The 16045-nt window shown below is 64.8% G+C and carries 9 protein-coding genes; 7 read left to right on the top strand and 2 right to left on the bottom strand.

Features of this window, described 5'->3' with window-relative positions:
- Positions 1-147: 147 nt before the first annotated feature.
- Together recJ and ACMFWR_RS13200 are read right to left on the bottom strand one after the other, a co-directional pair.
- Positions 148-1839: a single-stranded-DNA-specific exonuclease RecJ gene (recJ, locus tag ACMFWR_RS13205; protein WP_413192099.1), complete on the bottom strand. Its 1692-nt coding sequence runs from the start codon at positions 1837-1839 to the stop codon at positions 148-150.
- A gap of 53 nt (positions 1840-1892) precedes the next feature.
- A complete protein-coding gene (locus ACMFWR_RS13200; RefSeq protein ID WP_413192098.1) occupies positions 1893-3053 on the bottom strand; it encodes a regulator in 1161 nt (386 codons plus the stop codon).
- Between the two features lie 206 nt (positions 3054-3259).
- Here ACMFWR_RS13200 and ACMFWR_RS13195 point away from each other — a divergent pair, with 206 nt between their 5' ends.
- The 7 genes from ACMFWR_RS13195 (at position 3260) to ACMFWR_RS13165 (ending at position 16044) form a co-directional block, all read left to right on the top strand.
- Entirely contained in the window at positions 3260-4513 is a 1254-nt protein-coding gene (locus ACMFWR_RS13195; RefSeq protein WP_413192097.1) for a lipoprotein-releasing ABC transporter permease subunit, read from the top strand.
- Positions 4514-4532: 19 nt separating this feature from the next.
- A complete protein-coding gene (lolD, locus tag ACMFWR_RS13190) occupies positions 4533-5261 on the top strand; it encodes a lipoprotein-releasing ABC transporter ATP-binding protein LolD (protein ID WP_413194886.1) in 729 nt (242 codons plus the stop codon).
- Positions 5262-5265: 4 nt separating this feature from the next.
- Positions 5266-6048 (top strand): TatD family hydrolase, encoded by a 783-nt coding sequence (locus ACMFWR_RS13185; protein WP_413192096.1) that lies wholly within the window; start codon positions 5266-5268, stop codon positions 6046-6048.
- A 190-nt stretch (positions 6049-6238) separates the two neighbouring features.
- Positions 6239-10726 (top strand): hypothetical protein, encoded by a 4488-nt coding sequence (locus ACMFWR_RS13180; RefSeq protein ID WP_413192095.1) that lies wholly within the window; start codon positions 6239-6241, stop codon positions 10724-10726.
- A gap of 21 nt (positions 10727-10747) precedes the next feature.
- A complete protein-coding gene (locus ACMFWR_RS13175; protein WP_413192094.1) occupies positions 10748-13405 on the top strand; it encodes a DNA internalization-related competence protein ComEC/Rec2 in 2658 nt (885 codons plus the stop codon).
- The gene (locus ACMFWR_RS13170) at positions 13402-14229 is read left to right on the top strand and encodes an alpha/beta fold hydrolase (RefSeq protein ID WP_413192093.1); all 828 of its coding nucleotides are present in this window, start codon (positions 13402-13404) and stop codon (positions 14227-14229) included. The genes ACMFWR_RS13175 and ACMFWR_RS13170 overlap by 4 nt, the downstream gene beginning before the upstream one ends.
- A 132-nt stretch (positions 14230-14361) precedes the next feature.
- A complete protein-coding gene (locus ACMFWR_RS13165; protein WP_413192092.1) occupies positions 14362-16044 on the top strand; it encodes a CTP synthase in 1683 nt (560 codons plus the stop codon).
- The last annotated feature ends 1 nt before the right edge of the window (position 16045 follow it).

Below are 16045 nucleotides of genomic sequence, written 5' to 3'. Positions count from 1 at the left end.
CGGGCGATGTCTGATATTCGCCTGGTACGCAAACGATGTCCGTGCGGCAGGCCACCGACGCAATCGGGAACGGTCCGCTCGGTCATGGCGCCTGGTTGGGCCGCTGGGACAGTCCGTAAAGGCAGGCCGCTTATTCAGCCCTCTTTTTCAGCCCGCGTGCTCGACGATCATCTGCACGCGCGCCATGCCGTTGTACACGTCACGCGACAGCCGATAGGCGACGTGTGCGTGCGAGGGCAGCAGCTCGGTGCGGTTGAACCAGATCGCGTTGTAGCGGTTTCGTCCACGCACGAGCTGGAGCTTGAGATGCTTGTCCTTGACGAGCGCTTGCGTGGCCACTTCGAACTCGCCCGAAAACACCGGTGGCGGAAACCCTTGACCCCATACGGCAGCGTCGAGCAATTCGACAAACGTCGGATTGAAATACGCCTCTTCGAGTTCGCCGTCCGTCTCGACCACGCGCGCCAGTGTTTCCGCCGTGAGCCATTCGCGACCGACTTGCTCGAAAGCGTCGGTGAAGAGGGGCAGATCGGCGCTACGCACGCTGAGACCTGCAGCCATGGCATGTCCGCCGAATTTCAGCAGCAGACCCGGATGACGCTTCGAAACGAGATCGAGCGCGTCACGCAAATGAAAGCCGGGAATCGAGCGTCCCGACCCTTTGGCAATCAGGCCGTCGTCATCCGCGGGCGCGAACGTGAACGACGGACGATAGAACTGTTCCTTGAGCCGTGAGGCGACGATGCCGATTACGCCCTGATGCCAGCCGGCGTTGAACAGAGTCAGCGTGGCGCGACCGGCCGCATCGATGCCCGACAGGTCAGCGAGCGCTTCCTGTTGCATGCCGGCCTCGATCTCCCGGCGCTCGCGGTTCATACCGTCGAGTTCCTGCGCCAGCGCCCACGCGCGGCCCGGATCGTCGGTCGTCAGGCATTCGATACCGAGCGACATGTCGGCGAGGCGGCCCGCCGCGTTGAGCCGCGGACCCAACGCGAAGCCAAGATCGAACCCCGCGGCCGAGCGCGCATCGCGTCCGGCGACGCGAAACAGCGCGGCAATGCCGGGCTGCATGCGGCCATTGCGAATGCGCGAGAGGCCTTGCGCAACGAGCACGCGATTGTTGGCATCGAGACGCACGACATCGGCGACGGTGCCGAGCGCGACAAGGTCGAGCAGGCCATCGAGGCGCGGCTGCGAGCGCTCGTCGAGCGCGCCGCGCTGGCGCATCTCCGCCCGCAGTGCGAGCAGCACGTAGAACATGACGCCCACGCCTGCAAGATGCTTGCTCGGGAAAGTGCATCCGGGCTGGTTCGGGTTCACGATCGCACAGGCCGCGGGCAGTGTGTCGCCGGGCAAGTGATGGTCGGTCACGAGCACGTCGATGCCGAGCGCGTTGGCGGCTTCCACGCCTTCGACGCTCGCGATGCCATTGTCGACCGTGATCAGCAGGCCGGGTTTGCGTTGGGCCGCGAGCGCGACAATCTCGGGCGTGAGGCCGTAGCCATATTCAAAGCGATTCGGCACGAGATAGTCGACCTGCGCGCCGAGCATGCGCAGGCCGCGCACGGCCACCGCGCAAGCCGTTGCACCGTCACAGTCGTAGTCGGCGATCACGAGCAGCGAGCGTTGGCTGGCGATCGCATCGGCCAGCACGCGTGCAGCGTCTTCAATGCCCTTGAGTGCGGCCGGCGGATGCAATTGCGCGAGCGCGGTTTCGATATCGCTCGGCGAGGTCACGCCGCGTGAAGCGAACAAGCGAGCCAACACCGGGTGCACACCCGCGCGGGTCAGGACTTCGGCATCCGCGAACGAGCAGGGGCGTACAGCAATCCGGGTCATGGTTCAGTTCAGAGTTCGATGGGTTATTCGATGTGTCCGGGGCGTCTCGCCGGCTATTCGGTGATGGCGCTCGCGAGCGGGCGGCGTCGCCAGAACAGGCGCAGTGCATTGCGCGTGAGCGCAAAGCTTGCTGCGCCGGTGTCGCCCGTCAGCGTCACCGTCAGTTCGCGCAGGCTGCCGTCGCGCAGCGCCGCGAGCGCGGGTGCGAACCAGTCGCGCTCGTAACGTGCGAGTGTCTCGTGCCACGTGTACCAGTCTTGCTGGACGTAGGGTGTGGCGAGCGAGTCGAGCTCGACGAGTGCCGCGGATGAAGTTGACGACGCGGATGATGTCGAAGACATCGACGACGATGCCGACTTCCCGGTGGCCTGTTCTACCGACGTGGCAAGGCCCGCATACGTGTCCGGCGGCGTCCCGGTGCGTGCACCCGACGCGAGCGCAAGACCCGTTGTCGCCAGCGAGCGCGACAGGACCGTGGCAAACGGGCTCGCCAGCCGGCCCGCACGCGTGCCTTGTGCATAGAGCCAGAGACCGTTGACGGGGGCGTGACCCTGCGATTCGCGTGCGCGGTTGACCGGGTGTTCGAACCAGCTCATCTGCACTTCGTTTTGCAGCTTCATCCAGGCGCGCGACCGGTCGCCCGTGCGGGCGTCGTGCGGCAGCCAGATCTCGATGCTGCGACCGACCGCTCGTAACGGCGGCGCCGCGACGAGTTCGCCGAGTGCGTCACCCGATACGTACCAGCGTCGCACCGTGGGCGCCTGAACCTGAACGCCGATCGCATCGAATGACGGGCGTGCAGCTTCGAGCAACGCCGCGCATTCTTCGTCGGACAGACCGAGTGAATCGGGCTCGATCAGCACGAGGTGATCGTGGGCGATCTGGATATGCGCGGGCTCGACCACAGCCCAGCGGGATGTACCGGGATCGGCGCCATCGGCCAGCATCATGTACGGTGCGAGCGGCGCATCGTCGGCCCGCGCTGAACCTTGAGCCGGTGCATCGGTCGGACCGAGGGCCCCAAAGCGAGTCGCAAGCCATCGTTCGTGCGGCAGCGTGCGCTGGAAGTCTTCACCCGTCGCCCGTTCGACGAGCGAGGCGCGCGCGAGCAGGGCGCCAAGCGCCGGATAGTCGAGCTTCGAGAGCACGACCTGTGCGTCCGCGGCCGGAATGAGGGCGAACGGAACAAGGAGATGGAGAGGTTGGGCAGGCATTTGGGCGCAATTGTATGGCAAACTTTCCGGCCGGAGTCGGCATGACCCTGCATCGGGGCCGGCGGATCGGCGGTACAGACAGCGAGCCGGCCCGATGTGAGGCGCGGGACGGGACCCCCGGCGCATCACGGAGATAGCCTCGCGACCCGTTCGTGCCGCGTGGAGTTCGCTGTCGTCGAACCGGATCTAGAACAGTAAGGAAACGCTTGAAACTTCCATTCGAATGGCTGATCGGCTGGCGCTATACGCGAGCCGGCAAAAAAAGCACCGGTAACGGCTTTATTTCGTTTATAGCGCTCGTCTCGATGAGCGGCATCGCGCTGGGCGTCGCGGCGCTGATCGTCGTGCTGTCCGTCATGAACGGCTTTCAGCGCGATGTCCGGGACCGCATGCTCTCCGTGCTGGCGCACGTCGAGATCTTTTCTCCGACGGGCTCGATGCCCGACTGGCAGCTGACTGCGCGCGAGTCCTTGCAGAATAAAGAGGTCGTGGCGGCCGCGCCGTATGTCGAGGCGCAGGCGCTGCTGACGCGTCAGGACGCCGTTAATGGCGTCGCGCTTCGCGGCGTCGATCCGGCGCTCGAATCGAAGGTGTCCGACGTCGCCAAGGAGATGCGCGCCGGCAAGCTCAGCGACCTGGCGCCCGGTCAGTTCGGCATCGTGCTCGGCACCCAGCTCGCTGCAAGCCTGGGCGTCATGGTCGGCGACAAGGTCACGCTGGTCGCGCCCGAAGGCAGTGTGACGCCGGCAGGCATGCTGCCGCGGCTCAAGCAGTTCACCGTCGTCGGCATCTTCGAATCGGGACACTACGAGTTCGACAGTTCGCTCGCGTTGATCGATATCGCCGATGCGCAGGCCCTGTTCCGCCTCGCCGCGCCGAGCGGCGTGCGCCTGCGGCTGCACGACATGCAGAAGGCGCCCCAGGTGGCGATCGAACTCTCTCATTCGCTGTCGGGCGATTTGTATATCCGCGACTGGACCAAGCAGAACCAGACGTGGTTCTCGGCCGTGCAGATCGAAAAGCGCATGATGTTCATTATCCTCACGCTGATCATTGCCGTCGCGGCGTTCAATCTGGTGTCGTCGCTGGTCATGACCGTGACCGACAAACAGCCCGATATCGCGATTCTGCGCACGCTCGGTGCACAGCAACGTTCGATCATGAAGATCTTCTTCGTGCAGGGCGTGACGATCGGATTTATCGGTACGGCCACCGGCGTCGCGTTGGGTTGCGCACTCGCGGCGAGCATCCCGACGGTCGTGCCGATGATCGAGCATGCCCTGGGTGTGCAGTTCCTGCCGCCATCGATTTACTTTATCAACGAGCTGCCGTCGGATCTCGAACTCGGCGACGTCGTGCGTATCGGCCTGATGGCGTTTGCGCTGTCGGCGGTCGCGACGCTGTATCCGAGCTGGCGCGGTTCGCGCGTGCGTCCGGCGGAGGCGCTGCGCTATGAATAATCCGGATCAGCTCGAAGTCATGCAGTCTGAACAGGCCATCTCCTCGCGCGCCCCGACGCGCGCGGTGCTCGAAGCGCAAGGCGTCGCAAAGGCATTCATGCAGGGACGGGTACCCGTCGAGGTGCTGCGCGGCGCAACCATTACGGTCAACGCCGGGGAGAAGGTCGCGATCGTCGGTGCCTCGGGCTCCGGCAAAAGCACGCTGCTTCACGTGCTGGGCGGCCTCGACGAGCCGTCGGCCGGCAGCGTCGCGTTGCTCGGCAAGCCGTTTACGTCGCTGTCGGACAGGGAGCGCACCGAGCAACGCAATCGTTCGCTCGGATTCGTGTATCAGTTCCATCACCTGCTGCCGGAGTTTTCAGCGCTCGATAACGTCGCCATGCCACTGTGGATTCGGCGGCAACCGCGCGACACCGCGCGCAAAACGGCTGCGGCGATGCTCGAGCGCGTCGGTCTCGCGCATCGCGCCAAGCACCGGCCCGGCGAGTTGTCGGGCGGTGAACGTCAGCGTGTCGCGCTCGCGCGTGCGCTTGTCACGCAGCCCGCGTGTGTGCTTGCGGATGAGCCCACCGGCAATCTCGATCATGCAACGGCCGAGTCGGTCTTCAAGCTCATGCTCGAACTCTCCGACACGCTGCAGACGAGCTTTATCATCGTGACGCACGACTCGGAGCTGGCGGCGCGATGCGATCGCACGCTGCGTCTGCGTGACGGCGTGCTCGTCGAAGAGCCGTCCGTGCCGGTATAGATCGATGTGGATCGATTCGCACTGCCATCTCGACGCATCGGAATTCGATGCCGATCGCGACGCCGTGATCGATGACGCCGCGAAGGCCGATGTGTCGCGGATCGTGATTCCGAGTGTGGGTCGCATGAACTTCGCGAGGGTGCGCGAACTCGCTCACCGGACGCCGGGCGGTGCGTATGCGCTCGGCATCCATCCGCTCTTTACCCCGAACGCACAAGAGAGCGATCTTGATCTGCTGCGCATGGAGATCGAAGCGTCGCTCGACGATCCGTTGTTTGTCGGGATCGGCGAAATCGGTCTCGACTATTTCGTTCCCGGACTGGACGACGCGCGGCAGACCGCGTTTTACGAAGCGCAGTTGCGTCTGGCGCGAGAGTTCGATTTGCCGGCGATCTGCCATGTGCGCAAGTCTCAGGACAAGGTGCTCAAGGGCCTGCGCCGCTTCGATGTACGCCGCGGCATCGCCCATGCGTTCAACGGCAGCTTCCAGCAGGCCGATGCGTTTGTGTCGCATGGATTCAAGCTGGGCTTCGGTGGCAACGTGACGTTCGAGCGTGCGCGGCAGATCCGGCGCCTTGCGCAGGAGCTGCCGCTCGAGACGATCGTGCTCGAGACCGATGCGCCGGATATCGCGCCGTCGTGGCGCTACAAGCAACGCAATACACCCGATCAGGTGGCGCGCATTGGCGAAGTGCTGGCGACCCTGCGCGGCATCGACGTGGGCGAATGCGCGCGACATACCTCCGACAATGTTGGCGCGGCGCTTCCGCGGCTCGCGTCGCGATGATCCCGAGACCCGGATGACAGCGACTCCGTGATGCTGTTCTTCGTGTCGCTGAGTGTTGTGACGCCGCGTGCTGCGAGGTGGGCGCCCGTGTCCGGGTTGGTATCCAGCATCAGGTAGTACGCGAATATGAAAGCCGGCGGCGCGGAACCGTCGGATGCTTGTCTCACACGTTTTTGCGGAGACTGGCATCGTGAGACCGATTCTCGAGCTTTCGCCCACCCCTTCGTCCCCACCGCGAGCACGCGATCCTTTCGATCCGCAGCGACGCGGTGCGCCAGTGCCTCATGGCAAGCGCGGCCCCGTTCTGACGCGCAAGGAGCGTCAGGAACGGCAACGCCGGCTTGACGAACAGGCGAGTCGGCGGGACCGCGCTGAGACGCGACGCTTCTGGCGACTCGTCGATTCGCTTTCCGATATTCATAACATCACCGCGCGGTCTCAACCATTCGGGTGGCCGCTCGAGGGGAACCTGACCGCCCGATTCGCCAATCTGGCGCTGTATCTGTTCCCGCTGTCTGACGCACCCGCTCGCATTCCGGGCAGCGTGCGCAACGTCCGGCCTGCCGATACGTTCAACGCGGTCGACCCTGTGATTCAGGACCCGCCGATTGCGCCGAACGCGACGAACGCGACGATCGACGCACAGGCTCGCGTGCAGGCGGTGCGCGGGGCTGGATGGCCGGCTGTAGACGGGACGACCCAGGCGACAACGCTCGCGGCGCAGGAACCGGTGAACGCCGCTGTGACGGCTACGGCAAGGGCACCGGGCGGCGCGTTCAACGCGACCCGGCTCGCCGACCGTATCGTCGCGTCTCTGATCAAACAGCGCTGTGCGGTTGCGATGCAACTCGAATTCCTGGCGAGAGGCCTGTCATGGGGGCCGGCCCAGGATTCGTTCGCGCAGCTCGCAAGCCGCCGTTGCAAGGTCACATTCGACACGGACATGCGCAAGGTGCAACGGGCCACTATCGTCCGGGACGATCAATTTGCACTCGAGATCGAATTATCGCTACGTGACGACATGCTGATGCGGCTGGACCCGCTGAAGTCTGGACGTGTTTCACGTAATGCCGGGACGTCACCTACGGATGGCTTCGGGTTTCGCGAGCATCCGGATTCGCCGACGCATTGGCCTGACGTTCGCGCTGCGCAGCGACGCATCAAGTTTCCCGGCGGCGCCGCACAACCCGCCCATCTGCGCACTGCCTACGAGTGCCTCGCGGAGAAACTTGCGGAGTTTCTTCAAAGCCCCTGCGGGGCACTGGTGCGTGAATATCACGCCCTGCGATGTGAATCCAAAGAGACGCTGCTCGAAAAAATCGGCTCGACGATGTGCGACCTCGTTTTCCAGGCCACCGGGGCGGGCCTGGTCGAGTCCCTGTTCGGCCAACTGCTGAGCATGACGATCAAGATGTACAACGGCGAGCCCATGACGCGCGAGGAAATAGTGCGAGGCATCGAGCTGATGACGATGCATCGCAATGCACACAACGTCGTGGAGCTCGGGGAAAAAAAGATGTTATGGACGGGCGATGGTCTGCGCGAGATTCATGAAGGCACGGAAAAAGCCTACCTCTCACAAGGCACCTCGACGCCCGCGAGGCCTCGGATGCCTGACCTGCCGGTCAAACACACTGCGCAGGGATGGAAGATCACAGAAATACCGGAGGAATATGCGGTCCGCGATGCGGATGTGATCGAGCAACTCGGCCCCGAAAAAATTCGACAGACCAGCGCCCGATCGGGCTTTATCAAACTGGGCGACAAGGCCTACGAAGTCGGGCTCGACGATCGATCGACGCGCTGGCGGATCGTGCCGCCCGATGGAAAGGCGGGCATCGCGATTCCTGTCGAATTCAATGGACGCAAGCATCGCTGGGAAGCGATCCGTCTGATCGGCGCTGGCGATCCGCCGCCGCTGGCCGAGCGCTATGCGGCACGCGATGCCGAATTGCGCACAGGTGCAGAACAGGATGTCTACGTCGACGCGCACGAGGAGACGTACGATGCATCAGCGCTGCCGGAGCACGCCGAGATCAAGCCCCTCGAGACGCTGATCGAGCAATATGTCACCGATCGGACGTTGACGCCGCATCGCGCCGGCGTGCTGAGGCAATACATCGAAGCGCGTCGCTGGCGGGACCTGATGCAAGCGTACGGTGAGGCGACCCGCAAGCTCGTGGACAGCGACCCGGAAGCGAGCGCGGAGTACCTTCACGGACTGTTGCGGGGAGACGTGGCGCGCATCCGCGGGTATCGCCGCGACCTCAGTGTCGACCAGCTCGCCGCGTTCGCGCTCAATGCGAGGCTCACGCCGTTCGAGGCAGGCGCCTGCGCGATGGAAATGGCCGAACGGATGGTGCGCTCGCAAGCGCATCGGGCCGCCGAGCGCATGATGCGCTCGGGGCAGCGCGCGTGGACAGGCGAGCTGGGCTGGGAGCGGATTGCGATCCCGGGCCTTGCAGCGCACGCCTCGTTCGAGGACATGATTTCGCATTTTCTCTATGGGCGCATGACGGACACACAGCGCGGCGCACTGGTACCGCGCATAGGTCAACTGGCGCAACGTCTGTCAGCGCAGGCAAACGGTATCGCGCGCCGTATCGAAACGTTGCAGGAAAGCATGATTCCCGGAGAAGCCGACGCGCTCCGCACGGGGTACGAGCAGTACCGCGAGATCGTGATTGAAGTGGAGTCCGGCACTCGCACGGTCGTCATCGATTCCAACACGGAGATCGAAGGGTTGCTGAACGCTGCCCAAAGCTATGCCGATGAGCCCGCCATGCTTGGCGCGATCGACCACTGGATAACGGACCATCGAAAGGAGCTCGACGTTCTCGAAGCCGAGTTTGCTGACGCCGTCGAAGACTTGCGCAATGGGCACGAAATGTTTCTTGCAGGGATGAACGAGGCGACACATATCGAACTGCCGCCGACCGCGCATGGTTCGACGGTGGAAATGGCGGCGCTGTTCCTCGGGGAGAAGCTGACGCTCAAGGAACGCGGCGCGGTGTATGCGCGCTTTCGCGAGCTCGACGCGCTCGACCGTATCGATGCCGTGATCGAGGATCGGCGTGCCAATGGCTTCAGCAACGAAATCCGCCGCGGATATGAGCATCCGCTCGACGTTCAGGTGGAGGGGCTGAGTGCGCACATGACGCTCGACGATATCGCCGCACGACTCGAGCGTGAGCCGTTGACGCCTGCCCAGGCCGGGCGGCTGAGCCGGATCGCCGACGATCTTGTGGCCGACGCGCGGGAGGCGCGCGTCGACGCGTTTCGGCACCGCATCGTGACGGGGCCCGAATTCGACGCGTATCTCGCAGGCTATTTCGATGCGCGCGGTGGCGCGCGCCCGGATCTCGGCGCGGCCTCGCCGGAGACGCTCGTTGAGCTATTTCGCGCCGACGGCGGCAGCGCACGGCTCCGGGGGCAGATCGCCTTCCACATCACTCGCGCCGAAGTGGAGCAACTGCAGCGAGACGAGGTCTTGCTGCAGTTGATGTTTGCCGGCGTGCGTCCGCAGCGCCGGATTCCGTTCTCGCAATTCGAGCTGCCGAGGATGTTCAATGGCCTGCTCGATGGGTGTTGCTACTCGCTGGTGGCTGTCATGAGCGTCGCGATGCATCGCGGCGAGGCGGCGGTCGAGACATTCATCGCTCGCGTGAGACGGCTGCAACCTGAAGCGGTCGTGAAGAGTCCCGAGGCGCTTGCCACCCTTGGCGACGAGCGGCGCGAGTTCTATGCGGCGTTTGCGTCGATTGCGGTGCGTCAACCGCGCTCGCCCGGTGCGCTCGTGGGCCGCGAAATCCTGCCGTTGCAGGAGGGCGTCGACTGGGAGCAGATACGCGGCATCGTCGACGAGGCCATGGATGATCTGATGCTTGATATTGAACGGCATGAAGAGCAAGCCGCCGAGCGGGTCAAGGCGGGCGAGACGCGCGCTGACGTCGCCTCAGACCAGGCGGAAATCCAGGCGCTCAATGAACGGTCGGCGACGTCGTACCTGATCGAAACGGATCGCCACGCGTTGCTGGTCCGCGTCGAATATGCGCCGCGTTCGCCGTTCAGGGTTGCCGTGCGCTTCTACGAGCCGAACTACGGCATCCTGACGTTCAATTCGCTCGAGGCTTTCGACGACATGCTGCATCGCGCATTCGGCAGCGGGTTTTATATTCGGTCCGTGTTGGGGGGAAGCCGTCATGTCAACGTCTATGCGATCGATCCTCGCAAACTTGGAGCATTGAGGATCCGGGGCGACCTCTTCGTCAAGGACCTCGTCGAGACGGAGCCGTTTGTGCAAAAGGCCCGTCGTACCGATGCGGGAAGTTCGGGGGATTCCGAAAGAGAGTCCGAGCTAGCACCCGACCGCAAGGCGAAAGTGGATACGCAAGACCCGGTCGCCGGACCGTCGGGATGGGTGCCCGGGCCGGGCCCGAAGCAGCCGGCCGGCGAGCGCAAGGACATGGATATCGATGCCGATGAGCTAGACGAAACCGGTGGCGACAACGTTGGCGAGGGTGTTGGCGAAGGCGAAAGCGTTCGCGCTGGCGCTGACGACGGCGACGGCGTTCGCGAGAGCATTGACGGCAGCGTGGACGAAAGCGTGCGCGACGCACGAGACACGCGTACGGTGCCGCGTGCGCGCGACGCGGCACCGGCGGCGGATGCCCGGTAAGCGGCGTACGCCTCGCGCGACATGCGGAGTTTTGCCGTCGGCTTTGCGATGGGCGTGATGCTGTTGCAGCACAGCGCAACCCTGCCGGCCGTCGCAGCGGTGTGGGCGTTCGTCGCGTGCGGTGGTGTTTCGGCAATCGGAGGAATAGCGGCAGGGCGGATACGCGCGCGCATGCCGCAATCGCCTCCGGGCCTCATCCGTAACAAAGGTGCGTACTTATCGGCGGTGATGATCGTGTCGCTCTTGATCGACGGTGCGATCGCCGGATACCTGGGGTCCGCGTGGTCCGCGCAGCGCCGGCTCGCCGAGGTACTGCCTGATCGCTTTGAAGGGCGCGATTTCAACCTCGAAGGTCGCGTCATCGGACTACCCGTCGACGTGGGCCCCGGCGTGCGCTTCGAGTTCGAGATCGAACGGGGTGTGCCCGACGACGCGCGCTTCCCGCGCAGGGTTCTGCTCACGCTGTATCGCCGGCATGACGACGCCGTGCGACGCGGCAGTGCGGCCGACGCGCGCGGTCAGTTTCGGCCCGGGCGGGACGACGCGGCAGGCAGCGAGCCCGATATCCGTCCGATGCAACGCTGGCGCTTTACGGTCCGGCTGAAAAAGCCACACCGGCTTGCCAACTTTCATGCATCGGATGGCGAGGCCGCATTACTTGAAAGAAGCGTTCGTGCAACGGGCACGGTGCGCGACCGACCCGCCCCGGTCTTGCTCGATGATGCGGGCCGCCCGGCAGGCGCAGCGATGCTCGCCGCCTTGCACGATCCGCCGGCTGCGATCCATCGCGTGCGAGACCGTATCCGCCGCAGCATTCTTGCGGTCCTGGGCGATGGCGCGCATGCGGGCATCGTCGTGGCGCTCGCCGTGGGGGACCAAAGCCACATCAGTCCGGCCGATCAGGAGCGGTTTGCACGAACCGGCACGCGACACCTGATCGCCGTGTCGGGCCTGCATGTGTCGCTCGTTGCGGGCGCGATGGCGTGGCTGATTGCGCTGACCTGGACGCGTCTTCCTGTTCTGGGAGCGCGAGCGCCCATCTGGATTGCGACGCCGCGAGTCGCGGCGATCGCGGGCGCACTCGCGGCGTTTGTCTATGCGGGGCTTGCAGGGCTCGGCGTGCCTGCGCTGCGTGCGTTCGTGATGTGCGCGACGGCCGCTGCGGCGTGCGTGTCGGCCCGTCGGCCGGGTGCGTCAACCGTGCTCGCGTGGGCGTTGCTCATCGTGCTCTGCGTCGATCCGTGGGCGGTGCTGGGCGCAGGGTTCTGGTTATCGTTCGGTGCCGTCGGAGCGATTGCATTGGCCAATGCGACGCGCATGTCGGTGGCCCGGTCGTGCATCGAGGACCCGGAGCACGGAGCCCATGAAGGTTTAGACGACGCGCCGCCGTCGCGCACCCGCCGATGGGCCGCGGTGTTCCGGGCGCGGGCCGGTGACGCAACCCGCACCCAATGGGCGGTGACGGTCGCGCTGGTGCCGGGGTCGGTCTGCTGGTTTTTCGACATCCCGCTGCTCGGGCCACTGGCCAATGCCGTTGCGATTCCGTGGGCGAGCCTGCTGGTCACGCCGATGACGCTCGCTGGCGTGCTCGCTCCGGCGCCGCTGGACAGCTGGCTCTGGCAGGCCGCCCATCTCAACCTCGAGGCGATGATGTATGTCATCGACTGGCTGGCACGTCCGGCGTGGGCAGTCGCGTGGCTGAGGGCGCCTGACCCGCTTGTTCTGTGTCTTGCGATCGGTGGCGCGATGCTGATCCTGATGCCGTCGGGATGGCCTCTGCGTGCGTCAGGCTGGGTGCTGTGGCTGCCCCTCATCTGGCCGGGTGACGATCGCTTGCCGGAGGGCGCATTCCGGCTGACCGTGCTCGACGTGGGGCAGGGCACGGCGGTGCTGGTCCAGACGCGCTCGCATCTGCTGGTGGTCGATACGGGGCCGCGCTACGGGGAGCAGAGCGATGCGGGCCGGGCGGTCCTGGTACCCGCGTTGTCGAGCCTCGGCGCGCGCCGCGTCGACAGGCTGGTCGTGAGCCACGCCGACAGCGACCATGCCGGTGGTGCGGCGGCGCTCACGGGCACCTTGCAGGTCGCCAGTCTGCGCGCGTCGTTGCCGCCCGAGGATCCACTGTGGCAGGTGGTGCCCGACGCGTCAGCGTGCGTGGCGGGCGAACATTGGGAATGGGAGCGCGTGCGGTTTGAAACGCTATGGCCCGACAAGCCTGACAAGCCATATCGGGGCATCGGCTTTCGCAATGCGGCGAGTTGCGTAATCAAGGTGACGAACGGGGTACTGACGGCACTGCTGCCCGGCGACATTGAAGCCGCGCAGGAGCGCGCGCTCGTGGCCCGCGACCCGGACGCATTGCGCGCCGACCTGCTGGTCGCCCCCCACCACGGCAGCCGCACGTCGTCGACTGAATCCTTCCTCGACTCCGTTGCGCCGCGCGACGCGGTATTTCCTGTAGGCTATGCCAACCGTTTCGGGCACCCGGCGGCACGTGTGGCCGAGCGCTATCGGGCACGTGGCGTGCGTTTGCATCGCACCGATCGTGACGGGGCCGTGCGGGCGACGAGCGCCAGCCAGGGCTTTGTCATCGAACGGTGCCGCACCGTGAAACACCGATACTGGATGGATGACGTGACGGACGACGTGATACCTGACGACGGAGGACGATCGCAGTGAAGGAAATCATCCATTTCTCGCATGCGAATGGTTTTCCCGCTTCGGTCTACCGGACCATCTTTGCCGAACTCGAGGACCAGTATGACGTCCGCGCCATCGAGACGATCGGTCACGATCCCCGATACCCGGTGACACGCGACTGGCAGCATCTGACCGACGAGTTGCTGGCGTCGATCGATGCCGATGCCGCAGGCGGCGATGCGGCCACGCCGGTATGGCTCGTCGGCCATTCGCTCGGCGGCTATCTGAGTCTGCTCGCCGGGCTCAAGCGGCCGCACCGCGTGCGCGGCGTGGTGATGCTCGACTCGCCGGTCATCGGCGGCTGGCGCGGCAATCTGCTGCGGGTGTTTCAGTGGACGGGCTTCGACGAGCGCCTGTCGCCGGCGGCGGCCACCAAAGCGCGCCGCACGCGCTGGGGCAGCCGCGACGAAGCCTGGAAGCATTTCCACTCGAAGCCTGCCTTCGCGCGCTGGGACGAGCGCATGCTCTCGGACTACATTGACCACGGCACCTCTAAGGTCGATGCGGTCGGCACGCGCGAACTCGTCTTTGACCGGGGCACCGAATACCGCATCTACCGGACCATCCCGCATACGATCGGCGCGCGCGTGATGCGCGGCGCGCCGGTACCCGTCGGGTTCCTGGCCGGCACCCGGTCGCGCGAGATGCAGCAGGTCGGGGTCGACGCAACCCGCCGGCTCGTCGGCGACTACTTCGAGTGGATCGAAGGCTCCCATCTGTTTCCGATGGAGCACCCGATCGAAACCGCGCGTGCGATCCAGCGCATGCTGTCGCAACTCGGCCGGCTCGAACTCGCCGCGTGAAACGCGTGCAAACCCTTGACGCGTAAAGGAAGGGGTCATTTTGTGCTGGCCGGGCGGCCGGGTTTTCGGCCCCGGATTCGCTTAGCCGGGTCAACACGGGTATAATTCCGCTTTCCCGCGAGCACCCCAGCGATGACCAAATATGTATTTGTCACCGGCGGCGTCGTTTCGTCCCTAGGTAAAGGGATTGCCGCCGCGTCACTTGCCGCGATTCTCGAATCGCGCGGCCTCAAAGTCACCCTTCTCAAACTCGATCCCTACATCAACGTCGACCCCGGCACGATGAGTCCTTTCCAGCACGGAGAGGTGTTCGTGACCGAAGACGGTGCAGAGACCGATCTGGATCTTGGCCACTACGAGCGCTTCATCAGCACGAAGATGCGCAAGGCCAATAACTTCACGACGGGCCAGATCTACGAGTCGGTGATCCGCAAGGAGCGCCGCGGCGAATATCTCGGCAAGACCGTGCAGGTCATTCCGCACATCACGAACGAAATCCAGGCTTTCGTCGAGCGCGGCGCACAAGGTGCGACCTCGGGCGAGCCGGATGTCGCGATCGTCGAAATCGGCGGCACGGTCGGCGATATCGAATCGCTGCCGTTCCTCGAGGCTGCGCGGCAGATGAGCCTGCGCATGGGCCGCAATCATTGCTGCTTCGTGCATCTGACGCTGGTGCCGTATATCCACACGGCGGGCGAGCTCAAGACCAAGCCGACGCAGCACAGCGTGCAGAAGCTCCGCGAAATCGGGATCCTGCCGCACGCGCTGCTGTGCCGTGCCGACCGTCAGATTCCCGACGACGAGCGCGCCAAGATCTCGATGTTCTCGAACATTCCGAACGACGCCGTGATCTCGGTGTGGGACGTCGACAGCATCTACAAGATTCCGCAGATGCTGCACGACCAGGGTCTCGACACGATCATCGTCGACGAACTCAAGCTCACGAACGCAAAGCCGGCCGATCTGTCGATGTGGTCGAACCTCGTCGAGCGGCTCGAGAACCCGACGTCCGAAGTCACGATCGGCATGGTCGGCAAGTACGTCGACCTCACGGAGTCGTACAAGTCGCTGATCGAAGCATTGCGTCACGCCTCGATTCATACGGGCACGAAGGTCAATATCGAGTACATCGACTCGGAGGTCATCGAGGCCGACGGACCGGCGGCGCTCGCCCATCTCGACGCTGTGCTCGTGCCGGGCGGCTTCGGCCGTCGCGGCACCGAAGGCAAGATCGCGGCCATCCGCTATGCGCGTGAATCGTCGATTCCTTACCTCGGCATCTGCCTCGGCATGCAGCTGGCGGTGATCGAATTCGCACGCGACGTGGCCGGGTTGTCCGGTGCGAACAGCACCGAGTTCGATTCGGAAACGAAGAACCCGGTCGTTGCCCTGATCACCGAATGGTTCGATCGTGAAGGCAAGGTCGAGAAGCGGACCGAAACGTCCGATCTCGGCGGCACGATGCGCCTGGGTTCGCAGCGTTGCCCCGTCAAGCCGGGTACGAAGGCTGCGCAGATCTATGGCACGGACGTCAACGAACGTCACCGCCACCGCTACGAAGTCAACAACCGTTTTGTGCCGCAGCTCGAAGCGGGCGGCATGGTGATCAGCGCACGCACGCCGACCGAAGACCTGCCCGAAATGATGGAGTTGCGCGACGACATCCATCCGTGGTTCGTCGGTGTCCAGTTCCACCCTGAGTTCACGTCGACGCCGCGCGACGGGCATCCGCTGTTCAAGGCGTATGTCGAAGCCGCACGCGACTACAAGGCCTCGCGCAAGCACGCGAAGCTCACGCAAGTGTCCGGAGCCTGAG

The organism is Pararobbsia alpina (assembly GCF_965118125.1).
In the GTDB taxonomy this organism is placed as follows: Bacteria; Pseudomonadota; Gammaproteobacteria; order Burkholderiales; family Burkholderiaceae; genus Pararobbsia; species Pararobbsia alpina_A.
The sequence above is the reverse complement of the archived record's forward strand: the minus strand, read 5'-3'. Positions and strand labels throughout refer to the sequence as shown.